25 protein-coding genes are annotated in these 24719 nt (G+C 65.1%); 11 read left to right on the top strand and 14 right to left on the bottom strand.

The window, feature by feature from the left end:
- Positions 1 to 334: 334 nt before the first annotated feature.
- Positions 335 to 526, top strand: coding sequence for a DUF7511 domain-containing protein (locus AMS69_RS03500; protein ID WP_053966698.1), 192 nt, complete (start codon positions 335 to 337; stop codon positions 524 to 526).
- Between the two features lie 18 nt (positions 527 to 544).
- Here the strand turns inward: AMS69_RS03500 and AMS69_RS03495 are convergent, their stop codons facing one another.
- Entirely contained in the window at positions 545 to 2407 is a 1863-nt protein-coding gene (locus AMS69_RS03495; RefSeq protein ID WP_053966697.1) for a cation:proton antiporter domain-containing protein, read from the bottom strand.
- Positions 2408 to 2489: 82 nt separating this feature from the next.
- Between AMS69_RS03495 and AMS69_RS03490 the strand changes: the two genes are divergently transcribed.
- The 5 genes from AMS69_RS03490 to AMS69_RS03470 all read left to right on the top strand — a co-directional run bounded on the left by AMS69_RS03490 (position 2490) and on the right by AMS69_RS03470 (position 5490).
- On the top strand, positions 2490 to 3251 hold the full coding sequence (locus tag AMS69_RS03490; protein WP_053966696.1) for an alpha/beta fold hydrolase: 762 nt from the start codon (positions 2490 to 2492) through the stop codon (positions 3249 to 3251).
- A gap of 68 nt (positions 3252 to 3319) precedes the next feature.
- A complete protein-coding gene (gene hisB, locus AMS69_RS03485; RefSeq protein ID WP_053966695.1) occupies positions 3320 to 3907 on the top strand; it encodes an imidazoleglycerol-phosphate dehydratase HisB in 588 nt (195 codons plus the stop codon).
- Positions 3908 to 3982: 75 nt separating this feature from the next.
- A complete protein-coding gene (locus tag AMS69_RS03480) occupies positions 3983 to 4486 on the top strand; it encodes an ACT domain-containing protein (RefSeq protein WP_053966694.1) in 504 nt (167 codons plus the stop codon).
- Positions 4486 to 4821, top strand: coding sequence for a 2Fe-2S iron-sulfur cluster binding domain-containing protein (locus tag AMS69_RS03475; RefSeq protein WP_053966693.1), 336 nt, complete (start codon positions 4486 to 4488; stop codon positions 4819 to 4821). The genes AMS69_RS03480 and AMS69_RS03475 overlap by 1 nt, the downstream gene beginning before the upstream one ends.
- A 66-nt stretch (positions 4822 to 4887) precedes the next feature.
- Entirely contained in the window at positions 4888 to 5490 is a 603-nt protein-coding gene (locus tag AMS69_RS03470) for an IMPACT family protein (RefSeq protein ID WP_053966692.1), read from the top strand.
- 6 nt (positions 5491 to 5496) lie between these two features.
- Here the strand turns inward: AMS69_RS03470 and ygfZ are convergent, their stop codons facing one another.
- From ygfZ to mutL, 4 genes are all read right to left on the bottom strand, one after another.
- The gene (gene ygfZ, locus AMS69_RS03465) at positions 5497 to 6582 is read right to left on the bottom strand and encodes a CAF17-like 4Fe-4S cluster assembly/insertion protein YgfZ (RefSeq protein ID WP_053966691.1); all 1086 of its coding nucleotides are present in this window, start codon (positions 6580 to 6582) and stop codon (positions 5497 to 5499) included.
- A 38-nt stretch (positions 6583 to 6620) separates the two neighbouring features.
- Positions 6621 to 7862: a carboxypeptidase regulatory-like domain-containing protein gene (locus AMS69_RS03460; RefSeq protein WP_202904510.1), complete on the bottom strand. Its 1242-nt coding sequence runs from the start codon at positions 7860 to 7862 to the stop codon at positions 6621 to 6623.
- Between the two features lie 51 nt (positions 7863 to 7913).
- Positions 7914 to 8858 carry a sugar kinase gene (locus AMS69_RS03455; RefSeq protein WP_053966690.1) on the bottom strand — a complete coding sequence of 315 codons (945 nt, stop codon included), beginning with the start codon at positions 8856 to 8858 and terminating at the stop codon, positions 7914 to 7916.
- 80 nt (positions 8859 to 8938) lie between these two features.
- Entirely contained in the window at positions 8939 to 11092 is a 2154-nt protein-coding gene (mutL, locus tag AMS69_RS03450) for a DNA mismatch repair endonuclease MutL (protein ID WP_053966689.1), read from the bottom strand.
- Positions 11093 to 11226: 134 nt separating this feature from the next.
- Here mutL and AMS69_RS20485 point away from each other — a divergent pair, with 134 nt between their 5' ends.
- Positions 11227 to 11370 carry a hypothetical protein gene (locus AMS69_RS20485; protein ID WP_170082702.1) on the top strand — a complete coding sequence of 48 codons (144 nt, stop codon included), beginning with the start codon at positions 11227 to 11229 and terminating at the stop codon, positions 11368 to 11370.
- 140 nt (positions 11371 to 11510) lie between these two features.
- The gene (locus AMS69_RS03445) at positions 11511 to 12779 is read left to right on the top strand and encodes an HAD family hydrolase (protein WP_080508792.1); all 1269 of its coding nucleotides are present in this window, start codon (positions 11511 to 11513) and stop codon (positions 12777 to 12779) included.
- On the opposite strand, the gene AMS69_RS03440 is transcribed toward AMS69_RS03445, so the two are convergent.
- Entirely contained in the window at positions 12776 to 13636 is an 861-nt protein-coding gene (locus AMS69_RS03440) for a hypothetical protein (RefSeq protein WP_053966688.1), read from the bottom strand. The two genes, AMS69_RS03445 and AMS69_RS03440, sit on opposite strands and share 4 nt — an antisense overlap.
- Positions 13637 to 13852: 216 nt before the next feature.
- On the opposite strand from AMS69_RS03440, the gene AMS69_RS03435 reads away from it, so the two are divergent.
- Together AMS69_RS03435 and AMS69_RS03430 are read left to right on the top strand one after the other, a co-directional pair.
- On the top strand, positions 13853 to 14359 hold the full coding sequence (locus AMS69_RS03435; RefSeq protein WP_053966687.1) for a hypothetical protein: 507 nt from the start codon (positions 13853 to 13855) through the stop codon (positions 14357 to 14359).
- Between the two features lie 64 nt (positions 14360 to 14423).
- Positions 14424 to 14624: a hypothetical protein gene (locus AMS69_RS03430; protein WP_053966686.1), complete on the top strand. Its 201-nt coding sequence runs from the start codon at positions 14424 to 14426 to the stop codon at positions 14622 to 14624.
- On the opposite strand, the gene AMS69_RS03425 is transcribed toward AMS69_RS03430, so the two are convergent.
- From AMS69_RS03425 to mutS, 8 genes are all read right to left on the bottom strand, one after another.
- Positions 14625 to 15074, bottom strand: coding sequence for a hypothetical protein (locus AMS69_RS03425; protein WP_053966685.1), 450 nt, complete (start codon positions 15072 to 15074; stop codon positions 14625 to 14627).
- 66 nt (positions 15075 to 15140) lie between these two features.
- A complete protein-coding gene (locus AMS69_RS03420; protein ID WP_053966684.1) occupies positions 15141 to 15452 on the bottom strand; it encodes a DUF7521 family protein in 312 nt (103 codons plus the stop codon).
- A 1-nt stretch (position 15453) separates the two neighbouring features.
- Positions 15454 to 15825, bottom strand: coding sequence for an ArsR/SmtB family transcription factor (locus tag AMS69_RS03415; RefSeq protein ID WP_044952077.1), 372 nt, complete (start codon positions 15823 to 15825; stop codon positions 15454 to 15456).
- Between the two features lie 363 nt (positions 15826 to 16188).
- A complete protein-coding gene (locus tag AMS69_RS03410) occupies positions 16189 to 17373 on the bottom strand; it encodes a LolA family protein (RefSeq protein WP_053966683.1) in 1185 nt (394 codons plus the stop codon).
- 107 nt (positions 17374 to 17480) lie between these two features.
- Positions 17481 to 18311, bottom strand: coding sequence for an ABC transporter permease (locus tag AMS69_RS03405; protein WP_053966682.1), 831 nt, complete (start codon positions 18309 to 18311; stop codon positions 17481 to 17483).
- Positions 18308 to 19339 (bottom strand): ABC transporter ATP-binding protein, encoded by a 1032-nt coding sequence (locus tag AMS69_RS03400; RefSeq protein WP_053966681.1) that lies wholly within the window; start codon positions 19337 to 19339, stop codon positions 18308 to 18310. Before AMS69_RS03400 ends, AMS69_RS03405 begins: the two co-directional genes overlap by 4 nt.
- Positions 19340 to 19434: 95 nt before the next feature.
- Positions 19435 to 21375 (bottom strand): hybrid sensor histidine kinase/response regulator, encoded by a 1941-nt coding sequence (locus tag AMS69_RS03395; protein ID WP_053966680.1) that lies wholly within the window; start codon positions 21373 to 21375, stop codon positions 19435 to 19437.
- A 74-nt stretch (positions 21376 to 21449) separates the two neighbouring features.
- A complete protein-coding gene (gene mutS, locus AMS69_RS03390; RefSeq protein WP_053966679.1) occupies positions 21450 to 24215 on the bottom strand; it encodes a DNA mismatch repair protein MutS in 2766 nt (921 codons plus the stop codon).
- Between the two features lie 111 nt (positions 24216 to 24326).
- Between mutS and AMS69_RS03385 the strand changes: the two genes are divergently transcribed.
- Positions 24327 to 24719: a nuclear transport factor 2 family protein gene (locus tag AMS69_RS03385; RefSeq protein WP_053966678.1), complete on the top strand. Its 393-nt coding sequence runs from the start codon at positions 24327 to 24329 to the stop codon at positions 24717 to 24719.

The following is a 24719-nucleotide window of genomic DNA, read 5'->3' as shown; positions in this document are numbered from 1 at the left end:
CGTTCTCGTTTTTTCCGGTGCCGGTTTTGTCGCCCGCTCCGTCCGTCGGACAGCTGTCCGATTGCGGACGGATGTTCTGCCCGAACGATTCGAATACGCGAGACGGGTACAATTACATTTAGTTATATTAGGTATATCTGGGTGGATTTCCAAAAGTATTTTTAGTAACTGCCTATCTATAGCAGATATGAGCGGAAAACGTGACATCTCACACATCCAGTCTCACACCGAATACGTTCGGTCCCAACGGACGTGTCGACGGTGTGGGACTGCTAACGGCAGCGCTCCCGATGAACTGTGTGAAAACTGCAGTGATACTCACACTCCTTGACTCATGAGTGCTACCACGACGCCCCCGTCGGACACCGACCTGAATGAAGCGCCGGAGTTCGAACTGGACTGCCTGTACGACGACCCTGAGAACCCCTCGGAGCTGACTATCTTCCCCTCGGACCGCCAGCAGTCCGTGACCGAGTGGGTCACTGCGGACCGAGCAGCGGCCGTCTCGCTCGATGAACTGCGCTGAGCGGGACGCGCCGCACGGCTATCCGCTCTGACACAGTCTTCTGGCGTCCTGCATCGCTTCGTTGGTCTCACAAACGAGCGTCAGATGATCACCGCTTGCGAGGCGGAAATCGCTGTCTGGGACTCTGTCTGTTCCGTTACGGCTCACCATTGCAACCAGACAGCCGTCCGGGAGCCACTCTGCGGTTTCTTCCACCGTCCGGTCGACCAGCGAGTCGTTGCTGAGTTCGACTTCCAGTACGTCCCCCGTTCGCCCGGAGTCCGACAGCCAGTGAGCGAGGGACGGCCGCTCGACCGCGTCGTCGATTGCGTCAGCGACGGCGAAGCCGGCTGAGATAGTCTCGACGTCGAGGTCCTCGAAGGCCTCGACGTTGTCCGGCTGGTTCGCTCTGGCGACCACGGTGTCGACGTCGAACCGCGTCGTCGCCAGCTGTGCCACGAGCAGGTTCACGTCGTCGTCTGCAGTCGCAGCGACGACGACGGACGCCCGGCTCGCCCCTGCGTCTTCGAGGACGGTCGCATTCGTCGCATCCCCGTGAACGACGCGGTGGCCGTCGGCTCGGGTCCGTTCGACTGTGCCCTCGTCGCTGTCGATGAGGACGACCTCCTCACCGCGTGATTCGTAGCGGACTGCCAGTTCTCGACCGACACGCCCGCTCCCGACGATGAGTGTTTGCATGGGGAGGATGTCAAGCGCTTGCGCGAAGTGACGGGCCAGCCCGCCTTGAAACATGACGGTCGCGAAAATAACGAGAAAGACAGTCCCGACGAGAACCGTCGCGGCATCCGGGTTCTCGGGCCGCAGTTCGATGGCAAACAGCGTGGCGACGCTGGCCGGAACGATACCGCGCGGTCCCATCGCACCGACGAACAGCCGCTCGCGAACGGTCAGCCGGCCGCCCAGCGTCGACAGAAACACGCCGAGCGGACGGACGAGCGCAGCGACGACGATAACGACGATCAGCCCGCCAACACCGAGCGTACGCAGGTCGCCGAGTGAGAGCTGCGCCGCCAGCACGATGAACACGAACGAGAGGACAAACAGCGTAATCCCGCCCTTGAACTCGGCAATCTCCTCTTTGTGGGGGATGTCGGCATTCCCGAGTACAATCCCGGCAACGGCGGCGGCTGCGATACCGGCCTCAGAAAGCCACATACTCCCCAGCGCGTATGCCAGCAGCGCCGCGGTCAGAACCACCACCCGGGCGTTCTGGAGGGCATTGTCCGCGGACAGGTGCCACCGCTGGAGCAGAAGTGTGATGCCGCCGCCGACGGCGATGCCGACGACGTGGCCGACGGCCAGCCGGGCGACGAACGCCTCGACGACGACCAGCGGCGAGGACTGGCTGGCGATGACGAACTCGAACGTCGCCACCGCGAGGATGGCGGCGGTCACATCGTTGATGATGCCTTCAGTCTCTAGGGCCGCAGCGACCCGGTCCCTGACAGGGACCACCTGCATAATCGGCGTGATGACCGTCGGCCCGGTGGCGATAAGCAGGCTCCCGACGAGGACGGCGACCGGCCACGTCGTCCCGAACACGAGCCTGACAGCGACGGCGGTTCCGACGAGCGAGACGAATGCGCCGACCGTCACCAGTCCCAGCGCCTCTCTGGACGCTTCGCGGACGCGTTCGACAGTGAGGTGGAACGCCCCTTCGAAGACGATGATACCGACGCTGAGACCGACGATAGCCTGTAGCCCGGCCTGTCCGAATATCGCGGGGTCGACAAGGTCGAGCGCCTGCGGGCCGACGAGGACGCCAGCGACCAGCAGGAATGCGACGCTCGGGATCTGGAGCCAGTCGGCGACCAGCTGTGCGGCGACACCGAGACTCACGACCAACACGACGGCGCCGATAAGTGATGCTGCTCCGGACACTGGACTGGCGGCCCTTCGACAGCCAGCAGTATAGACCTATTCACCGAAAGAGACACACTGCCGGCGCGGGAATCGACGGCCAATGTCGACCGCACGCAACCGCGACGTGGCTCTCTATTATGAAGCCGACGGCGACGGCCCGACCGTCGTGTTTATCAACGACGTGGGGTACGGGGCGTGGCTCTGGGGCTGGCACTACGACGCCGTCGCCGGCCCCTACGAGACGGTGGTGTGGGACCTCCGCGGGACCGGTCGGTCGGACGCGCCCGCGGGACCGTACGACGTCGGAACGCTGGCCGCCGACCTCGAAGCTGTGCTGGCTGACCACGGCGTCGGGAGCGCTCACCTCGTCGGGGCCGGCCTCGGTGGGATGGTCGCGCTCAAGTACGCCCACCAGTACAGCCGCGCCCGCTCGCTGACGCTGTACTGTACGGCCGGGTCCGGCGATGCGATTGACCGGGACGCGCTCGACTCGCTCGCGCTGGATGCCCCGTCGTCGCTTGACGGTGCGTTCTCGCCGGCGTTCCGTGACCACGACCCGGACTTGCTCGAACGGATTGCGGACTGGCGGGCCGACGAGGACGCTACTGGCGTGGCTCGCGACGCGCAGGCCGACGCAATGACGGCCTTCGACGCGCCGCCGCTGTACGAGATTACCCAGCCCGCCGAAGTGTACTACGGGGTAGACGACCCTGTCGTCGAACCTGAGGCCGCGGAGTCGCTGGCGGCGGATCTCCCCCGTGGGACTGGGGAGGCCGTCGAGGGCCGCCACTGCTGTTTCGTTGAGCACGCGCCGGCGGTGACCGACCGACTGCTGGCGCTGCTTGACGAGCACGCCGAGTGAGACTGCCCCGGCGCTTCTGTCCGCCGCTGGACGCAATCCACAAATACGCGGCCTGATACGTGTGAAGTATGACTGACCGGACGGCAGCCGTCACGCGGACCACGGCCGAGACGGACATCGAGGTCACGCTCGATGTCGACGGCGACGGGGACAGCACCATCGACACCGGCATCGGCTTCTTCGACCACATGCTTGATTCGTTCTCGACGCATGGATTGTTCGACCTGACCGTGCAGTGTGACGGCGATCTGGAGATCGACGACCACCACACCGTCGAGGACGTGGCCATCACGCTCGGCGAGGCGTTCACCGAAGCGCTGGACGACAAGCGCGGTATCCGCCGGTTCGCCGACCGCAAGGTCCCGCTCGATGAGGCCGTCGCGAGCGTCGTCGTCGACATCTCCGGCCGGCCGTACTTCGCGTTCGACGGTGCGTTCTCACAGGATTCTGTCGGTGGGATGACCAGCCACATGGCCAGGCATTTCTGTCGCTCGCTGTCGATGAACGCCGGGCTGACGCTACACTGTGGCGTCGAGGGCGAGAACGCTCACCACGAGATAGAGGCGCTGTTCAAGGGGCTGGCACGGGCGCTCGACGACGCAACCCGAATCGACGAGCGCCGGTCCGACGTGGCGAGTACGAAAGGCGAGCTATAGTTGACGGCGGTGCGAAACCGTCGCTGTTTCGACTGCTGGCGGCACCGATTAGTGGCCCCGCGTCCACCACTCCGTATGTTCGACGAGATTATGCAGAAATTCGAGGACTCTCCCGGCCAGCAGGATGTCATCCGTTTGCTGCTGGAACGAGGGTTCTCCGTCAATGCGGACGGCCGCGTTGTCTCGGGCGGCATCGAGATCCCGAACACGGGCATCGCCCGCGAGGCCGATGTCGACCGTCGTGTCGTCAACGCCACGACGGACGCGATTCTCGACGACGACGACCTGCGGCGCATCTTCCGCAACATCTCCTCCGTGCCGAGCCTGCTCGACCTCGCACCGGTGCTGGACCTGCACGCGGTGACCGTCACTGTCCGGGCCGCCGACGAGTCCGGCATCGTGTCGACGGTCACGTCGGCTATCGCCAACCGCGGCATTTCCATCCGGCAGGTCCTCAGCGAAGACCCCGAGTTCACCGACGAGCCGAAACTGTACGTCATCACCGACGAGGAACTGCCCGGTGACCTCATCAACGAAATCCGCCGGCTAGCGTTCGTCCGGACTATCGAACTGGCCTGATGCCGGCGACGCTCACCGTCGAGACGCCAACCGGCGAGACCCACGAACTCACCGCAGAAGCCGGCGCGGTCCTCCGGGACGTACTCCTCGACGCCGACCTCTCGCCACATGGCCGCTACGCCGAGCGGGTCAACTGCGGCGGCCGCGGCATCTGTGCCACCTGCGGCGTCCGCCTCGCCGAACCGCCCGACGCCGACCACTGGCACGACGACCTCGCCGACCGGTTTGGCTACCCCCGACTCTCCTGTCAGCTGCAGGTCCGGGACGGGATGCAGGTCAAACTGCTGGACAAGCGGGTCTGGGGGTCACGACAGGCCGGCGACGGCACGGACTGATCCGATGCCGTGCCCACGGACGGCGCAACGACAAATGCTATTCCGCCGCCCGGTGTATTCCGGTCTGTGACGGACAGCTATCGGACCGTTCCGGACCGCGGCGAGGCGCGTTTCGAGGTCCGGGGCTCGGAGTTCATCGGCCACGTCGCCCCCGCGACGACCGTCGACGAGGCCGAAGCGTTTGTCGACGCCGTCGGCGAGGAGTACGCCGACGCGACCCACAACGTCCCCGCCTATCGCGTCCGGTCGGACCCGTTCAGGGAGTACGCCAGCGACGACGGTGAACCGAGCGGCAGCGCCGGCGACCCCGCGCTGAACGTCCTCCAGCAACGCGAGGTCGAGAACGTCGTCGCCGTCGTCACGCGCTACTACGGCGGGACGAACCTCGGCGTGGGCGGCCTCGCCAGCGCCTACTCCAGAGCGGTGAAGGAAGGCGTCGACGACGCGGGCGTCGTCGAGGAAGTACCCCACGAGCGGTTCACCGTGACCGTCGCCTACGACGATTCGGGCAGCGTCCGGAGCCTGCTCGAATCGGCGGGCGTCGAGTTCGAGGCCGCCTACGAAGCCGAAGTCGTCTTCGACGTTCGAGTCCCAACCGCAGAGGGCAGCGCCCTGCGGGACCGGATTCGGAGCGCGACCAGCGGGCGGGCCGCTATCGAACTGGAGTAAGCCTCGCTACTCGTAGGTCGGCAACCGTGCCGACTGTGCCGACCCGTCGATAAAGGGTAGCTCGACCTGCTGTGTGGCGACCGGGTCGCCGTCGACGCGGACGGTCAGCGATGCCTCGGGCCGCTCCCAGCTAAGATTTGCCAGCGCAATCGGGGCTTCCCGCATCGGACTCTGCGCGGCGCGGGTCACGTCGCCGACGTGCTCGTCGCCGGCGAACACTGCCGCTCCGGGGTCCGGCACGGCCTCGACGGCGAGACCGACCAGGCGCTGGGTCGGGTGACCGCGGTTCTCGATACGGGAGACGACCTCCTGACCGACGTAACACCCCTTCTCGAAGTCAAGGGCGTTGCGCAGGCCCAGGTCGTTCGGGAGCGCGCCCTTGACTTCGCTGTCGAACAGCGGCGTCCCGGCCTCCAGTGTGAGCGTCTCCCAGGTCCGGTAGCCGAAGGGGACAGCGTTGAGTCCGCGGTTGACCAGCGTGTCGAAGACGGGTTCGGCGTCGTCGGCGCTACAGACCACATCGTAGCTCTCCTCGCCAGCGAGGTTGTCCGTCCGGACGACGGAGACGCCGGCGTCGCCGAGTTCGCCCCGCTCGAAGGTCAGTACGTCCTCGGGCGTCCCGGTCTGGTGGAGGACACTGGCGATTTTCTCGGTCGCTTTCGGCCCGTGGACGCCGAAGACGGCGAAGTCGTCGGTCGCTACCTCGAACTCGACGTCCTGAATGAAGGTCTTGTCCGCCCACTCCGCGGCCAGATCGTCGGCCTCCTGTGGCGGCGTGAACACGAGCAGGCGCTCGCCGGCGTTGTACACGTACATGTCCGTGTCGACGCGGCCGTCGGGGTCGAGCAAGAGCGCGTAACAGCCCGCGCCGTCCTCGTCCGGGACGCGGTTCGAGACGGCGTTGTCGACGTAGTCGACGCGGTCCTCGCCGGTGACGACGATCACACCGTAGCCGTACTCTATCGCTCCGACGACGTTCCGAACCGCGCGGTGGGTCCGCTCCGGTCGCCCGTAGTTGTCGACAACGCGCCGGCCACCAACCTCCCTGAACGTCGCTCCGTGGGCCTCGTGAACGGACTCGAGAACAGTCATTGCACGGGTATGCGGCCTTCGCGGGGAAAAACGTCCCGTTAGCGTCGCCGGTGTGCGAGGGCGGTCACCACGAGCACCGCGACGAGCGTCAGGGCGACGGTAAAGCCCGGGCCGCTCCCGTCCGACGTTTCGGTCGCCGTGGCCGTCCGTTCCGGCGTCGTGGCCGCCCCGCCCGTCGTCGTCTCCTCGCCCGGCCTGAACGCAGTCACGTTCGTCGTCGTGGTGAGGTCCCCGGCTGTCGCGGTGAACGTGACGGTACCGGCCGTCGGGACGGTCGCGGTTATCTCCCCGTCCGCGTCCGTCTCCCCGACCTCGGTCCCGTTCCGGGTTACGGTCGCGTTCGCCACTGGTGCGTCGTACTCGTCGGTGACTGTGAACCGGACGTTCGCGTCGACGATGACCTGCCTGTTGTCAGGCGTGAGCGTAATCTCCGGGGTGCGCCGGATGTCCACATCGACTGAGGTTTCGTCTTCAGCCACCCTGACGCGTCGCTCGACCGTCTCGTAGCCCTCTTTCGTCACGGTGACGTCGTAGCGGTCGTTGACCGGCACGCTGACCGACGCCGTCCCGTCGGAGAGCGTCGGCACGGTGCCATCGAATCCGTTGTCAGATTCGACCCGAACGGTCGCGTCCCGGATCGGTCTGGAGTCGTTGAAGTGGTCGTCGACGACCTCGGCTTGCAGCAGGACCGACCCCTCGCTAATCCGGACCGTCGCCGTCGTCTCGCCGGAGACTGGCACGGTCGTCAGGTTGCGGTAGAACCCCGGCTTGGTGACGATGACGCTGTATTCGCCTTCCTCGACGGGCTGTGTCGTGATGGCCCCGTCGCTGCCCGCGTTCCTGTCGACCACGTAGTTCCCGTCCCGATACAGCCGGATGCGGGCGTTCTCGGCCGGCTGGCCGTCCGCCGTCACCGCGCTGACTGTGGCTGTCGCCGACTCCGAGACTACTACTTCGACGGACTCCGCCTCGGCATCTTCGACGACGTAAGGGACGTTTCTGACGTACTCGTCGTCATCTATCTGTAGCATGACATCCGCCCCCTCGGGGACATCGATAAGTGCCTGCCCGTTTGCCCGCGTCGTCTCGTTGGCCGGCCCGCCCGCGCCGTCGTCCCACGTCGCCGAGAGGTCGATACCGCTGAGCGGGTCGCCGTCCCCGTCGACGACGGTGACGGTGAGGGTCACCTGTGACTGTCCGGCAGCTGTTCCCGCCACCACACCGGCCCCGACCAGCAGTGCCAGCAATACAGTTGGTAACACGGTACGGTGACAGCGCATACCTGATTAATAAATGGGTGGACGTAAATCAGTACTGCCGGTAGGGACTCCCTACGGCCGTCTCGACTGCTGTGAACCGACGACCCGCTCAACTTCGGACGGCTCGAGCGGCGTCAACGGCCCGGACAGTGTTCGGGAGAGTGCTGCCGCCGCGACGCCGTGGAGCAGCGCCTCGTCCGTGTCAGCACCGGCGGCCAGTTGCTGGAGCGTCGCGCCGATGAAGGCCTCGTGTTGTCCTGATTCGTCTACCGCAGATGTCTCGATGGCATCCTGCTCGTGAATGACGCCGTCGTGGTAGGCCACCGCACCGTACTCGCTCCGTGTGAGAATCACCCGGGTGAGATCGTACTCTGTTGCGAGCGTGTGCACGACTTCGCGCGGACTCCCCGTCGTGTCAAACACCGCAGACACCTGCTCTTCGGCGGCAAAGAGGGTATCGACGGCCGGCAGCAAGTCCGCAAGTGCGTCGCGGGCATCCTCGGCGTCCCATAGCCCGGGATGGAAATCGAGATCGAATGCTCGCATCCCTGCGGCCGCTCTGAGCAACGCCCCCGTCGTGTCGGCGGCTGTGTCGGACAGTGAGAGGGTTGCGCCCGTGGTGAACACTACGTCTGCGTTCTGTATCTCGCCCATCGGCAACTCGCCGGGTGTCAGTGTCGCCATCGCGGTGTCGCCGCGGTCCTGTAGCAGCCGCTCGGCACGGGGCGGGTCGGCGTCCTCGTGGAACGTGAGCCCTTGCCGTCCGGCGTCCGGGTCTGCCCAGACAATGTCTGTCTCCAGACCGAATTCGTGGAGTTCCGCGACGACGCGTCGCCCGAGCGGCGTGTCTGGGACCTTCGAGAGCCAGCGTGCGTCGGCCCCGAGCCGGCCGGCCGTCGCCGCAACCCCGCTTGCTGTCCCGTCGACGCGAATCGACGCCTCGCGGGCCGTTTCGAACCGCTGTCCGTCTGGCGGTGCAAATCTGAGAGCAGTCTCGCCGAACGTTACGAGTGACATACCGCTTGCATCGGGAGACGAAGGTTTAGTTTAATCGGCTGTATCGACTGCTGTGGCGGGGATCAGACCGGAGTCCGTCGCTATCGCCGCCGCCCGCCGTGGCCCGGGTAATCACGCTCGAACCGGTCTTCGAGTTCCTGCCGGTCGATGTGAATGACCGTCGGCCGCCCGTGGGGACACGCATAGGGGTTCTCACAGTCGTCCAGGGCGGCGAGTAGCTCCCTGACCGACCCCTCGGTCAGCGACGTGTTCCCGGTCACCGAGGGGTAACACGCCAGGTCGCCGAGCAGTTCGTCGGCCGCAGCCTCGACCGTCGCCGCCGCTTCGTCGTCGCCGGCGACAAACGCGCCCAGTACATCCCTGACGATGTCCGGACCGGCCGCATCGGCGATGACGCCCGGGAGGGTTCGGACCTCGACGCTCCGTTCACCCGTCCGCGCCGTGTGGAACCCCAGACTCGCAAGCGCGTCGCTGCGCCGGTCGAACACCTCCGCTTCACGGGCGGTCAGTTCGAGTTCGACTGGGGTAGCGAGTGCCTGCGTCGTGGTCTCGCCCTCGAATTTGGCCTTGAGCCGTTCGTAGTTGACCCGCTCGTCTGCCGCGTGCTGGTCGACCAGTACGAGGCCGTCGTCCGTCTCCGCGACGACGTAGGTGTCGGCTAACTGCCCGAGAATCCGCATCGAAGGCAGCGATTCGTGGGTCGCCTCCGGGTCGTCGCCGAGGCGTGCCTGCTCCTGTCCGCCGGTGAACTTCCGGTCCCCGCGCTCCGTCTCCGTCCGACCCGCTGTGGACGATTCGCGGCGCGCACCGGTGCTATCTCCACTCGAAACGCTACCCTCTGCTTGCCGCTTCTCGGAGTTGCCCGACGCATCTTCGTTCGCCTCGGCCACAGAGGGGCGTTTCGTATCGACTGACTGATCTGCTGCGGTCGTGTCGGCGGCCTGCTGACCCCCTGTCTCCGACTGGGCACCGTCAGACTGCTCTGTGGACTCAGCATCCGACACCCGTCCCGTCGTATCAGCACTGCTCTCCGCTGTTGTGCTGTCCGTCCGCGCTGACGGTGCTGTTTCGTCCGCGGTGTCCCGGCCGTCCGGACGCGACGGCTGGCGCTCGCCACTGCTCGCTCCGTCCGACTCCGGCGTTATCTCCGTCTGCTCGGGTGCTGACCGGCCACGCGGCGCTGTCGAGCGCAGCAGTCCTTCTCGTAACAGCGCGTCCTCGACAGCGGTCCGGACCTGCTCGCGGACACCCTCGTCGTCGGCGAATCGGACCTCCATTTTCCGGGGATGGACGTTCACGTCCACGTCACCCGCGGGCACGTCCAGAAAGAGGACGGCGAAGGGGTAGCGGTCCGGCGCGATCTGGGTCCCGTAGGCATCGATGACGGCGTCACGAACGGTGCCGGCCCTGACGTAGCGACCGTTGACGTACGTCGAGAGGTACTCGCGGCCGGCGCGGTTCGTCTCGGGGTGTGACACGAGGCCGTGCACGCCGTCGAGTGGCCCGTTGGGGAAACTGTCCGTCTCGTCGCCACCCCCGTTCGCTCCCGAACCCGCACCGACCGAAATCATCGACTCGGCCACTTCCCGGCCGTAGACAGCCATCACTGTCTCGCGCAAGTTACCTTGGCCGGTCGTCGAGAACGTTTCGCGGTCGCCGTGGGTCAGCGAGACGGCCACGTCCGGGTTCGCCAGCGCGTAACTGGCGACGACGGTGTTGACGTGGGCGAACTCCGTCGACTCCTGTTTGAGGTACTTCCGGCGGGCCGGTACGTTGTAGAAGAGGTCCTCGACCGCTATCGTCGTCCCCTCCGGACAGCCGGCGGGGCCGACTGAGGTAACGTCGCCGCCTTCAAGCACCAGTTCGGTGCCTACGTCGCCCCCGCGTGGCCGGGTCCGGATCGTCAGTCGGGACACTGCGCCGATAGCGTGGAGCGCCTCGCCGCGGAACCCCAGCGTTCCCACGCCGCCCTCCAGATCCGCGATATCGCGGATCTTCGAGGTGGTGTGTTGCTCGACGGCTGTCTCGACAGCCTCGCGGTCCATCCCGACGCCGTCGTCCGTGACGCGAATCCCGTCGGTCCCCCCGGCTTCGACGACCACCTCGACCCGGTTCGCGTCGGCGTCGATGGCGTTCTCGACCAGTTCCTTGACGACGGAGGCCGGCCGCTCGACCACCTCGCCGGCCGCGATGCGTTCGACGGTCTGGTCGTCGAGTCGCTGGATATCGGTCATACGTGCCTCCGCATGTGATTGTCACCGGCTAACGGGCGAAGTGACTTGATACTGTCTGCCTTCGCCGCGCCTATCAGTCCAATCATGAAAATAGTTAACACAAACCAGTCCTGACCGTCGGATGGTGACGACCCATGTGCCACCACACAGAACGCTCCTGGACCGAAGCGACGGCGGACGACGAGGCAACTGATGAGGACGAGGAGGAACTCCCGTCCTTCCTCAACGAGGAGGCATCTGACACCGAGGTGCTGACCGACGGCGGCGACGAGGCATAGCAGGGGTTCTCCTCGGCAGCGGTGTTGGCAAACCAGCCCTTTTTTGCCGTGTCCGAGACCCGCAAACACGCAATTTGGTCATGTGTGGGTATCGCAAACCCGATAGCTAAAGTACGCTCGCCGTCAGTCGCCACTATCCTGTGGATCTCGACATGGAACAATACGACCAACTATACCGCCTCTACAAGAGCGTAGACACGACAACGTTGCGGGGCTATCAGGAGTTCGTCGACCTGTTCCCCCCGCTCAGTTCGACCGTCGCGCTGGAACAGTGGGAGACAGCCAGTGACCGCCTCGACGATCTCAAGGCCGACATCACCGAGGAATTCTCCGGGACCGGCGAGACCTACGCGGAAATCGCGGCCCGGCTGACCCGCGACGAGGCCTTCACCGCGCTCGACCTCTATTCGAAGTACGACCGGTCGGTGAACGTCCTCGTGCTGGACGTCGACGAGACGCTCCGGTCGGCTGGCGACACCGACAACGAAATCCCACGCGACACGCTGTACCTCCTGACACAGTTCCACGAAGCAGGCGTCCCCATCGTCGTCTGCACCGGCCAGACCTTAGAGAACGTCAAGGGGTTCATGATACAGGGCCTTGGCAACGACCTCGTCTCCTCCGGGGGGATGAGCATCGTCTACGAGTCCGGCAACGGCGTGTTCACGCCCAAACACGGCGCGGACACGAAGCGACTCCTGTATGAACGCCTCGACGGCACGGTCGTGGACGTGTTCGAGTCGGTCCGCCGCCGTGTCCTCTCTGAGGCTCCCGAGGCCGTCGGCAAGCGCTGTCACCTCCAGGGCAACGAGTTCAACGTCACGCTCAAGCCCAACGCCGAGGTCGGCAGCGACAACGCCGTGGAAATCATCGACGAGTCCCTGCGGTACCTCTGTGGGCTGGTCGGGGACGCTATCGCGGGGCAGGTCGATGCTGACGTGTCGGACCCGGCAGCGTACGCACGGGCCTACTTCAGCCGTGACCCGGAGATTCTCGACGTCTTGGAGGCGGGCGACCTGTCGACCGATGCCGACATCGACGACGCGCCTGCGGCGTTCCGCGAGGTCCTCGAACGCGTCGACCTCGGCTATTACGAGGGCGATGCGGCCGAACTCGTGAGCCTCGAACTGGACAAGTCCGCCGGCGTCGAGGAGGCCTTCGACGTGCTCGGCATCGACGACCCGTTCGCGCTCGTGATGGGCGACAGCAAGAGCGACCTGCGGGTGATGCGCTGGATCGACGACAACGACGCCGGTATCGCCGCCGCCCCCGCACATTCCTCGCCCGACGTACTCGATCACGTCAGTTCGCGCGACGATCTGGTGTACGAGGCCGGCGACGCCAGCACGGTCCTGCGGACTGTCTACGGGATCAGCCTCATCGAGCAACTGGACGAGCAGGGGGGCTAAGGTGCAGCTTCTTCCTTGCTAACGGCAGCCCCATCGCTGCGGTGCTGGGCCGGCCATTCGCCAGCGCACGGCGATTCCGGGTCGATGTCAGCGACGAACCGCATCGTCGTGATGTTGAGGGTCAGTCCTACAAATCCCCCAGCCAGGATTCCGAAAGGGATGCCGACCGCGGGAACGTTGACCACGACAGCGGTCGTAATCACTGAGGCGAAGAAAACGAACGCCACGTAGCCGATTGTGTAGGAGAGATACGCCCCACCGTCGACGGCCAGTTTGTACGATCCCCTGGCCGCTGCCACCAGCCCAGTCCGGCGCAGGACAATCAAATACGGCGTGGCCCAGAACAGGTACCCGGCGGCGATGAACGCTGGAATCAAAAGGAGTACAGCGCCCTCGTCACCGAGGCTCCCGAAGCCAAACAGCCCCAGTGCCAGTGGGACGAGAACAACGTACGGGAGGGCAGTTATCACCAGAAACGGGACAAAGTAGGTCAGCGCACTCATCGCAAAGCCCTCGTGACGATCGAGGAGTTCTGCGGCGATTGTCCCGAAGTACCCCGCACTCAGCCCGGCACGTAGCAATATCACACCCGGTATGATTATCATCGCAAACGCGGCCGACAGTGGGAGGCCAGTATTTGCCGTGACACCGCTGCCGGGTAGACTCACGAACTGCCAGATAGTCACAACGGACGCAGGGACACCGAACTTGACGCCGATGTGAACCCCGTCGTAGGCGAGTATTTGCCGGATACTGTCCGTCTGCATGACCCCAAGCAGTATTGGAACTAGGATGAGCGACATGTTCTCGCCTGTTCTCTTCCAGCCGTCGGCCAGTCGGGCGGTAAACGTCGGCATCAGTCGCGTGCCCTCGCTGGACACGAATGCTCGTTTGACACTGACCGTGGCACACGTAGTGCTCCCGGGCCGAGCCGTTGCTGTGCAGTAGTCGTGCGACTGGTGGAGGGCATCGGCTCAGATGTCTGCACACGATAGCATATGCGTTCTGGTGGGGCCGCTCTGGTGTCTCGCCCTCTACCCAACAGTTAGGCGTCTCCCGGCCGAACTGCTACCATGAGTCTCGATAACGTGTTCGGGCAGGTCCCGGACCCGGGGTCGTACTCCTTCCCGGACTACTCGCTCCCGCAGGGCGACCCCGTCAAACCGATTGCGCTGACCGCCGACGAGCTGACGGCGCTGCTTGACCTGTACGACGCGTTCAGTGCTGTGGACCCGACGGGTATGGACTCGAACCCGTTCCTGCGGGCGACCAGCGAATTCCTGCAGCAGACACTCGGTGCGCCGCTCACCCGACCGGATGAGCAGTTGCACGATGATATTGCGGCCCTGCTCAACGATTTTTCGGGTGACCTGGGCGAGCAGTCAATGGGTGTTGTGGACGCGACACCGGCTCACCACCGGACGCTGTACTTCTTCTTGACCAGTTGCAAGGCATACCATATGGCCCCGCATCTGCGGTTCGACCCCGACCCGGCCGCCGTCGAGACGCTGTATACCGTGTACGAACGCGTCACTGAGCAGGCGTTCTATCTCAAACGGCCGAAAAGCGTTCTGGAGTGAGTGTGGGTGCGTCTCTGGCGACCGCTCCGGTCCGTTTATCGGGGAGGGAACTGAACTGCCGCCAATGACAGCCGACCAGCCCGAAATCCCGGTCGTGTGCGAGGAGTGCGGGACGCGGACATCGGTCTCGTTCGAGGACGTCGAGGACGCCGTCGCACGCCACAACGAGCAACTCCACGACGGTGAGCCAGTCGCCGAAGTCGACCCCGACGTACTGGAGGAACTCGCCGACCGACTCGCGAAGGACATCGGCCTGCTCGAGTAGTCACTCGTCCAGGGGCAGCCGCTCGTAGGCCTCGCGGTCGGCATCGGCAGCGAGCGTACGCGGCCGCAGCCGGCAGACGTTCTTCACGGTACGCGGACCGAGCACGCGGGGCGAGACGAACCGCGGTCGCTCCGGATCAGTTCCGGGGCCGTCGCCCAGCGCGAGTACTGCGCTGTTAAGATCGACGAGTGGGATACACGCCAGATCGCCGTTCGCCGATTCGAACTGGACGTGGGTTGTATCGCCCGGCATCGCCGCCGCCTCCAGCAGGTCGAACACGGCGACGCCGGTGTACTTCCGTTCGATCCGGTCGCCGGAGGCACACTCGAACGCGACCGGCCCACGGATGACCTCGAACGGGAGCTGTGCGGGTGCCACGTCCCAGGGGACCAGTAGTGGGTCGGCCCCGTCGATGCGGACCGTCGGTCGTTCCTCCGACGTTTGCGCCATGAGTACAGCTTCTGACCGGACGGACTTGAGATGTTCGTCGTCAGACCGGGCAGACCACTCGGAGCCTCACTCCCGATAGTGAAGCGAGTACGCGATAAAGAGCACACCAACGAACTGGAAGGCGCGAGTGACGAGCGTCAGCGGCTGCTGGAACTGGCTGGGAAGCAGGCCCTGGCGAAGGAAGACTGAGCCGACGAACGCGACGACGAAGGCCACCGCCGTGAGGCAGAACAGCCCGACCGAGAGGTACTGCATCGCGCGGCTGTTGTGCCGTCGATACCCCCGGTAGGCCTGATAGCCGACGTACCCACCCAGTACTGTCGAGCCAAACGCAAGGGCGGTGATGAGCCAGTTCATCAGTGTCTCGATGGCGACCATATCAGAGATTCTCCCACATTTTTGTGAATCGATCTGCGGTGTCCTGTTCGTCCTGTCCCGGGAACGCCGGGGGTTCGGTCCGCTCGATTTCGGTTTCGAAGTCACCGTCAGCAAGCGCCAGTGAGAACTCTGAGAGCGTAGCAGCGAAGACGCTGTAGTCGTTGCCGCCCGTCTCTATCTGGGTCTGTTCCTCGATGAGGCCGTACTCCTGAAGCCACTCGACCCGTCTGTACACGGTCGGTTGTGACATCTCACACTGGTCGGCGAGCTGTTTCGCGGACATGGGTTTGACACTCGTTGCTGCGAGGATGTCCCGGGCATACTCGTCACTGAGCAGGTCGAGGATGTCGCCCACGGCCGGGTCCTCACTCACGTACTGGCCCAACGTCCCGTCCCTGAATAAAAGGTCCCGTCAGTTTCCGAGTCAGAAGTCAGCCGCGTCAGAGAAGGGCACAGCGTCAGCGGAGACCGACGCGACCAGGGCAGTTCCTTCGGGCGAAGGTGGGGCGAGGGAGGGGACCAGTTCACGGGCGGCGTGGCCCACATTCCTCCCCAGGGTGGCACCCCGGGGAACCCTAGGCAGTGTGGTGGACAGACAGCGGCTATCGCCGGAGGGCGTTGGTGGCACGGTGTTGTTAGGGCCGCTGCACTTGTAGTGAGGCGTGGTTCCATAATATAACGTGTAGTCGAACTTCTGACCCAGAAAACGGCGGCTTGATATGACAGCGTGGGTCTTTCACCCACTGCTGGGACAGCCGATTGACTGGCCGACCGTGACGAGTCGGTCGGCGGCCACCCCCTCACCACGAATCGTGTACCGGTAGCGCTCACAGTTCCACGACACCGATGTTGTCAGCCCGTAGCTAATCTGTACCGGTTGCCCGTCGATTGTCACTCCCTTGCTGGCGTTCTCTCCGACAACCGGCCGGTCGTACTTGGCAACAGTGATCAGACTGGTTCGGTTCGCGTAGCGGAGACCGACGCTGTGGATTCGCCCCTGCGTCTGGGTCGCGTAGGTCAGCTCGTAGCCCGCCGGAATGTCGGGCTTTGGAACCCGGATCTCGGTGTCGGCTTCGAGCGCACTGATCGACTCGTATGTCTGTTGGTCCGGTGTCTCTGGGACGGTGACAGTCGTGTTGTCCGGGAAGTCAGGGGTAAACACGTCCGCTGACACACCGGTGTCGTAGGTGACGTTCGTATGCGTCGTCGTCACGACTGTGCGCTCACCGTCGGCTGTCCACGCGGTGCGCTTTTTCACCGGGAAGAACCGCTCCGTGTCTACCCAGATCGTCTGCTCGTAGGCCGCTGTGTCGTCTTTCGGTGCCACGTGGATGACGTACGCGTCACGCCCGTCGATTGATTCAGTACCGCGGTAGCCGACCATCATCGAGCCGGCAGCCACGGTCGGGCGCTGCTCGCCGCGGGGGACAACGGGCAACGGCTCAACTGACTGTGGCTCGCTTGTCGCGTTGGCTGCCGTGGACGTATTGAGATTCGCAACCAGGCGCTGCAGCCGTTCACCTTGGTCTGACTCAGTCCTGCTGAGAGAGATGCGCGTGGCGCTCGCGCGGCGCTGGTCGTACAACCACAGCGCCGACCCGTTCGACACCCGGAGATCGTATCGGTCGACAGTACTGCTGACGACTGCCAGCCGTTTCTTCTGTGTCCCTGGCTGGAGTACGGCGTCGTAGGTCGTCCGACTCGCGACCGTTCCGTTCCGGCTGATAGTCGTCGTCTGTGTCGAATTGACGCCGTCTATCGCCTCGTAGCGTTGTTGCACGTCCGCGCTGATCTGAGGTTGATCGGCGGTCCCGGTACTCGCGAATGCGAGCGACCAGATCGCAACAGTAAGCACACCAATGACGACCACCGTCGCGATGGTGAGCACCAGTCGTTCCGATGTGAGGTGTCGAGTGACCATTTGTGGGGTACAGGGCGGGGACTGCCTGACGCTGTGCGGTCAGTCCGAGTGACAGCGTTACGTATCACATTACCGGCATCATAAGTAAAAGCATCTGTCTACCTCGGTCAGTAGTCGCCGAGGACGCCGAGCCGTCTGGCCCGCCGGGTCGTGTACTGAAACACGACGTATCCGAATAGGACGTAGCCGACCGGGACACCGACGAGAAGGGCCAAGTCGACGGCGGAGAACTGCCAGAGTCGGGTCCCGTCGACCATCGCTCGCTGCAGGAGCGCACTCCCGTGAGCCAGCGGCAGCATTCGCGTCCAGCCGAGTTCAAACACGGGCGCGGAGATGAGGATGATGAACCCGAACTGGAGCAGATTGAGCCAGTTCCCGATGCGCTTGTACAGCACCGCGACGCCACCGGCAGCGAACCCCAGCCCCAGCACCGACGCGATGGTAAGGGACGCGACGACGACGACGGTGAGGACGTTCAACTGGAGCGACGTTCCGGTAATCGCAAGCATCACTGCAAGCACCACTGTCGAGGTGATGAACGTCCGGACGACTTTTGCGACGCCCTTGCAGAACGCGACCGGCGCGAAGCCAAACGGCGTCATGACGTGCCGTTCGAGGGTGCCCCACTGGGCTTCGCTGCCGATATCGTTCGAAATCGACTGGTAGGCCCCGACCGAAAGCGACCACAGGAAGTAGCCGACGATGATTCCCTCGATGGAGTCTGTTATCGCCTGCCCGGCGAGCATCCGGCCGCCGTAAAACAGCAGGCCGAAGAAAAACACCGAGATGACGATGCCACCGATGGCGTTGGCCGGATAGCGAACGAAAATGAGGTATTCGCGGTACAGCACCGCCCGTGCGAGGTCGAGATAGCCCGCCTGCATGCCGGCACGGGCATCCTCACTGCCGTCCGTGTGCGTGTCGGTGCTCGCGGTCATCGGCCCGGCCCGCTCCGTTCCTGTCCCGTAATCTCGACGAACACGTCCTCTAAATCCGGTTCGACCGTGCCGACGCCAGTCAGCGTCACGCTGTGGTCCCGGCACAGGGCCAGCAGGCGGTAGAACCCGTCGCTGTCGGTCGCCACCTCGACGAGCCGGCCCCGCTCGACGCTCGTCACGTCGACCACCTCGAAGCGCTCCCGAATCGTCGCAAGCAGGGCATCGGTGATGTCCGGACTGGTGACGGCGAAGGCGTTCGCGGTGAACTGGTCGAGCACAGCTGCCACGCTGTCGTCTGCGATGATCTCCCCGTTGTTCATGATGATGACCCGGTCACAGACGTCCTCGATGACGTCCATGTCGTGGCTGCTGACGACAGCTGTGAGGTCGCGCTCGTCGACGATGCGGCGCAGTTCCCGCCGCAACGTCAGCGAGCTTTCGACGTCCAGTCCCAGCGTTGGCTCGTCGAGAAACACCAGTTCGGACTCGCTGGCAAGCACACTCGCCAGCGACACCTTCTGTTTCATCCCGCGGGAGAGGTCCCGGACCGGTTCGTCGGCCTTCTCCAGAAGGTCGAGCTTCGCCAGCAGGCGCTCGTGCCGGTCGGCAACAGCAGCCGGCTTGACACCCTTGATGGTCGAGAAATAGCGCAGGTTCTCACGGACAGTCAGCCGCCAGTAGTCGTTTCGCGCCCCTTCGAGCATCCCGTCGACGTGACGGTACGCTGCCCGCGGGTGTTCGCTCATGTCGATACCCTGCACCCGAACACTCCCGGAATCAGGCAACACCAGCCCGAGAATCGATTTTATTGTCGTCGTTTTGCCCGCCCCGTTGGGTCCCAGCAGGCCGACGACCGTGCCCTGTTCGATGCGAAACGACACGTCGTCGACGGCCGTCACCGCGTCCGCACCGCTGCCGAACTGCTTCGACAGCCCCTCGACGACGAGTGCAGGCGTCGATCCGTCTCTCGGCGCAGCCGACTGCTCGGCGGTCCGCGGACTCTGCCGAGGAGGGCGCTGGGATGACATTACCACCACTGAGGGCTTCAGACCCAAAAGGTCAGCCACGTCTCGCGGTGGGTCTGTCGGCGTCGCTGTCTCGCACTCGGGACTGGCTGGTCCGCTCAGGCGGGGTCGAGGCCTGTGACCTCGAACCGCGCGCCGCCGGCCTCGCTCTCGGTAGCTGTGACCGTCCACCCGTGGGCCTCGGCGACCCGCTGGACGATTTTGAGGCCGAACCCGGTCCCGCTCTCGCCAGTCGAATAACCCCCTTCAAACACCTGCTGGCGGTCGTCATCAGGGATGCCCGGCCCGTCGTCGGCGACATAGAAGCCGTGCTGGTCCATGCCGTCGATGACACCGACTCGCACAGTCACGCCCCCGCCGAACTGGTCAGCGTCTCCGTCAGCCGACATCTGAGCGCCTTCGGACCCGTGTTCCACACTGTTGCGGATAAGGTTCGATAACAGTCGCCGGAGCTTTGCCGTATCTGCCCGAATCTGTCGGTTGTCCTCGACGACGAGCGTTGCCCGTTCATCTTCGACGCTCTGCCAGCACTCCTCAACGATGTCGGCGAGCGCGACGGATTCGAGATCCGTCGCCGTTTCGCCGGCACGTGCAAACGCTAAGAGGTCGTCTATCAGCGCTCGCATTCGCTCGTGGGCACGCGATACCTTGTCGAGTGCGTCGCTGTCACATTCTGTTCTGGCCAGTTCCAGATTCCCCTCCGCGATAGTCAGCGGGTTCCGGAGGTCGTGGCTGACGATGCTTGTGAACTCATCCAGGCGCTCGTTCTGGCGTTCCAACTGCTGTTCGTATGCCTTGTGCTGGGAGATATCCCGGCCGATACCCACCGTCCCAGAGACCGCTCCATCGGTGTCTGTCAACCGACTACCCGAAAACTCGTATGGAATCCGCTCTCCATCGGCAGTCAGGATTTCCGCTTCGACAGTTACCCGGCCGCTGGTTCGCGTCTCATGTATCGCCGAGGCGATTGTCTCGTGCTCGTCACCCGGGAAGAACTCAGAGACGGACATCTCGTCGATCTCGTCGTGGCTGTATCCTGTGACTTCGGGGATGCGCTCGTTCCACCGCCGGAGGCTGCCGTCCGTGTCGACGACGTAGAAGAGGTCGTCAAGCGTATCGAGCGCCTGATCGATGAATTCCCGTTCCTCGCGGAGCTGGTGGTCGCGGTCGAGACGGTTAAGCGCCGCTGTCGCGTGGACGGAGAGCGTCTGCGCGAGCGTAACGTCTGTCTCATCGAATGCACCTGTCTCGCACGAGCCGACGAGGAGGACGCCGTGGTCCCCGAGCGGAAGGATGATTTCGCTCCGGATATCGGTCTCCGGATTGTACCCGCCCGGAATCGACGTGATATCGTCGTGGACCTGCGCCTCACCGGTTTCGAAAGCCTGCCACGCGAGTGATTCTCCGGCCTCGAACACCGGCGGCGTGCCGAGGAAGTCCTCGACCCGTTCGGTCCAGGCGACCGGATACAGACTATCGCCGTCGACGAAGTGGACGCCGTTGGCCGGCATGTTGAGGATCGTTCTGGCAGTGTCCACTGTGATCTGCGCAACCGCATCCTCAGTTGTGGCTCGCATGAACGCCCTGGCGGTGGTGTGAAGCTCCTCGATAGCGCGCTCACGACGTGTGCTCTGTGTGTATTCGATGTCATCGGCCGTCCGCTCCACGGCGTCGACGACGGTGTGTGCCAGCCGTGCGTACGGTTCGGCGCCGCCATCGGCCCGGATGTACTCGGTGACGCCGGCGGAAATCGCGTCGCTCGCGGCTGCTTCACTCCCCTCACTGGTGAACAGCACGAACGGCAGGTCGGGCGCTCGCTTGCGGACTGCGTCGAGGAACTCGACGCCGGTCTGCTCTGGCAAGTCGTAACCGGCGACGACGCAGCCGAACGTCCCACTGTCGAGTCGTTCGAGTCCGTCGGCGACGCTCGTCTCCGTCTCGACCGTGATACCACAGTGCGCCTGTTCCAGAGCGCTCGTGGCCGCTTCGACGACAGCCGGGTCGTCGTCGACGTGGAGAACACGAATCCGGTCGGTCATTGGCATCTAGCAGTCAAAAGGCCCGTATACACCTTCCCCCGCGAGTATCGCCGTTGAAAATCGGATACCGCCCGCTACGCGTCGTCCAGTTCAGCCTGCCACTCCTGTACTTTCGCCATCAGTTCGACCGGCGGTGTCTCGTTGACATCCAACTCCGTCAGTTCCGACAGAACAGCCTCGGTTTCCGGGTCGAACGACGGTGTTGCCGCGTCGCCATCGGCGGCTTCAGACGCAGCCTCGCCGGGCGCGTGTTCGGGGTCGCCGTCGGTCGCAATCGGCTCAGCAGCCGAACCAGCCCTCGTGTCCCCTGACTGGGCCGTGCCGTCCCTGAACTGGCCCGACTCCAGGTCGAACACGGCCTGTGTCGTCCCGTCACCGTCGCCGTCGCTGCCCCGAACCTGGATAGCTTTGTCGTCGCGTAGCCGGTCGAGTACCTCCTGTGACCGGTCGACGACCGGCTCGGGAACGCCGGCGAGGTCGGCGACGTGGACACCGTAGGACCGGTCAGTCGGCCCGTCTCGGACTGTTCGGAGGAAGGTCACGTCACCGTCGCCCTCCGCGGAGCGGGGATCGCCGTCGACCGCGACGTGGACGTTCTCGACGGTCGGCAGTTCCTCGCCGAGCGCCGTCAGTTCGTGGTAGTGGGTCGCAAACAGCGTCTTCGACCGGACGGAGTTGACGATGTACTCCGTGGCGGCCCAGGCGATGGAGATGCCGTCGAAGGTCGCCGTTCCGCGACCGACCTCGTCCAGTATCACCAGCGACTCCTCGGTGGCCGAGTGGAGGATGTTCGACAGCTCCTGCATCTCGACCATGAACGTCGAGCGCCCCTGTGCGAGTTCGTCCAGCGCGCCGACGCGGGTGAAGATGCCGTCGACCAGCCCGACCGTCGCCGACCGCGCCGGCACGAAACTGCCCACCTGGGCAAGCAGCGTGATGAGCGCCGCCTGGCGCATGTACGTCGACTTCCCGCTCATGTTGGGGCCGGTGACGATGAGGAACTGCCGGTCGGTGTCCATGTAGAGGTCGTTCGGGACGAACTCCGTGGTCTGCTCGACGACCGGGTGGCGGCCGGCCTCGATGGACAACTCGTTGCCGTCGACGACCGCCGGGCGGGTCCAGTCGTTCTCGACGGCGTGGACCGCGAGCGACGCGAACGCGTCCAGTTCCGCCAGCGTTCGGCCCACGTCCTGCAGCAGCGTCGCACGCTCGGCCACCCGCTCGCGGAGTTCCCGGAAATGCTCGTACTCCATGTCGTGGCGACGCTCCTCCAAGCGCAACACGTCCCGCTCCTTCTCGTCGAGTTCGGGCGTCGTGTAGCGCTTGGAGTTTTTCAGCGTCTTGATGTGCTGGTACGTCTCGGGGACGGCGTCGGTCTCGCTCTTGCCGACCTGGATGTAGTAGCCGTCGGTTTTGTTCCGGTCGACCGAGAGGTGGGTGATGCCGGTCCGTTCTTTCTCGCGGTCTGGCAGCGTCTCCAGCCACTCCAGAGCGGCCTCGTGTTCGTCGATAATCTCGTCGAGGGTGTCGTCGTACCCCCGCTTGAACAGGCCGCCCTGGCGCACCGTCCCCGGCGGGTCTGCGACCAGCGCGTCGTCGAGTTCGGCGGCCAGCGCGTCGGCCGCCTCGCGGTCGGCTCCGTCAAGGGCGTCGGCAAGCGGCGACTCCGCCAGCCGCTCGGTCTCGGCGACGGCGTCGGCGACCCGTCCGAGCAGCGCTAGCGTCTCCTGAACCGCCCGCAGGTCCCGCGCGTCGGCGCTCCCGGAGGTGGCCCGCGCCGCCAGCCGTTCGAGGTCGTAGGCGTCCGACAGCGTCTCCCGAACGCGCTCGCGGGCCATCGCCGCCTCCGACAGCGCCGCCACGCAGGACTGCCGCCGCTCCAGTTCGGCCCGGTTTCGCCGTGGCCGCTGGAGCCACTGCCGGAGCAGTCGCCCGCCGGCGGCCGTGACTGTATGGTCGATGGTGTCGAACAGCGACCCGGAGCTGTCGCCCTGCATCGTCTCGGTGAGTTCGAGGTTGCGCTGGGTCGTCGCGTCGAGGTCGACGTGGTCGCGCTCGCCGTACGCCTGCAGGCGCGTGACCGCCGCCAGCGTCCCGACGCCGGTGTCGTCGACGTAGGACAGCACCGCGCCGGCGGCTCGCAGTGCCACGTCCTGCTCGCCGATACCGACGCTGTCGACCGTCTCGCTCCCGAACTGCTCGCGGACGGTGTGGCTCGCTCGTCCCGGTTCGAACGACGCTGAATCATGAAGCGTCAGCGCCGCGTCCGTCCGTTCGCGGAGGCGGTCCAGGAACGCGTCGTCGTTCCGGAGTTCCGGGCCGGGAAGAATCTCGGCCGGCCCGAACGTGTACAGCTCTGTCAGCGCCTCGCCTGCGTCGGCGTCGTCCAGTTGTGTAACCTGAAACTGGCCCGTAGTCACGTCCGTCGCGGCGATGCCGTATGTGTCACCGCCGTCTCGGCTGGCCTCCCGGACCACCGCGGCGAGGTACTGCGCCGACTCGTCGCCGGTCTCCAAGTGCGTGCCGGGCGTGACGACCCGCGTTATCTCGCGGGCGTGGCCGTTCTCGGTCTCGTGCTGGTCGGCGATGGCGACACGGTAGCCCCGCTCGACCAGCGCGGAGACGTACGGCGTCAGGTCGTCGACCGGGACCCCCGCCATCGGGTACGACGAGCCATGCGAGGACTTCTGGCTCACCTTCAGGTCGAGTTCGTCGGCGACGATTTCGGCGTCCTCGGCGAAGAACTCGTAGAAGTCGCCACACTGCATCGCCAGCAGGTCCGCGTCGGTCCCCTCCTTGAGCGTGAGGAACTCTCCGACGATTCCCGTCGCCTCTGTCATACACGTCCGTGTGGCCGTCCGCGGCGTAAGGATTGCGGGTCGGGGGCGAACGCGCGTGTTCGTGGCAGCCGGGCGGAGCCAGTGAAGGGGCTGCAGGCCCTACAGCGACGCATGAACGCACGCGAGACCATCGAAGCCTACTACGCCGCGCTCCGGGCCGGCGAGCCGCTTGGCCCCTTTGTCGCCGACGACGGGGACCGCTCGGTCGTCAAGTTCGGCATTTCGGAGCGGCTGGTCGGGACCGACGCTGTCAGGGAGGGACTGCAAGCGCAGACCGAGACGACGACGGACTGGACCGTCCAGAGCCACTCGCTCCGGGTGACAGAACGCGAGGGCTACGGCTGGTTCAGCGACGACGTGTGGCTGTGCTGGACCGACACCGAGCGTGGGAGCCGCCACGAGTACGACACGCGCTGGAGCGGGACGCTCGAAGCGACCGACGGGGAGCGCCCCTGGCAGTTCGTCGGCATGCACGTCAGCACCGCTGACGACCTGGGCGAGTGA

This window comes from Haloarcula rubripromontorii (genome assembly GCF_001280425.1).
In the GTDB taxonomy this organism is placed as follows: Archaea; Halobacteriota; Halobacteria; order Halobacteriales; family Haloarculaceae; genus Haloarcula; species Haloarcula rubripromontorii.
Note: the sequence above shows the minus strand (reverse complement) of the source record. Positions and strands in the feature narration are given on the sequence as shown.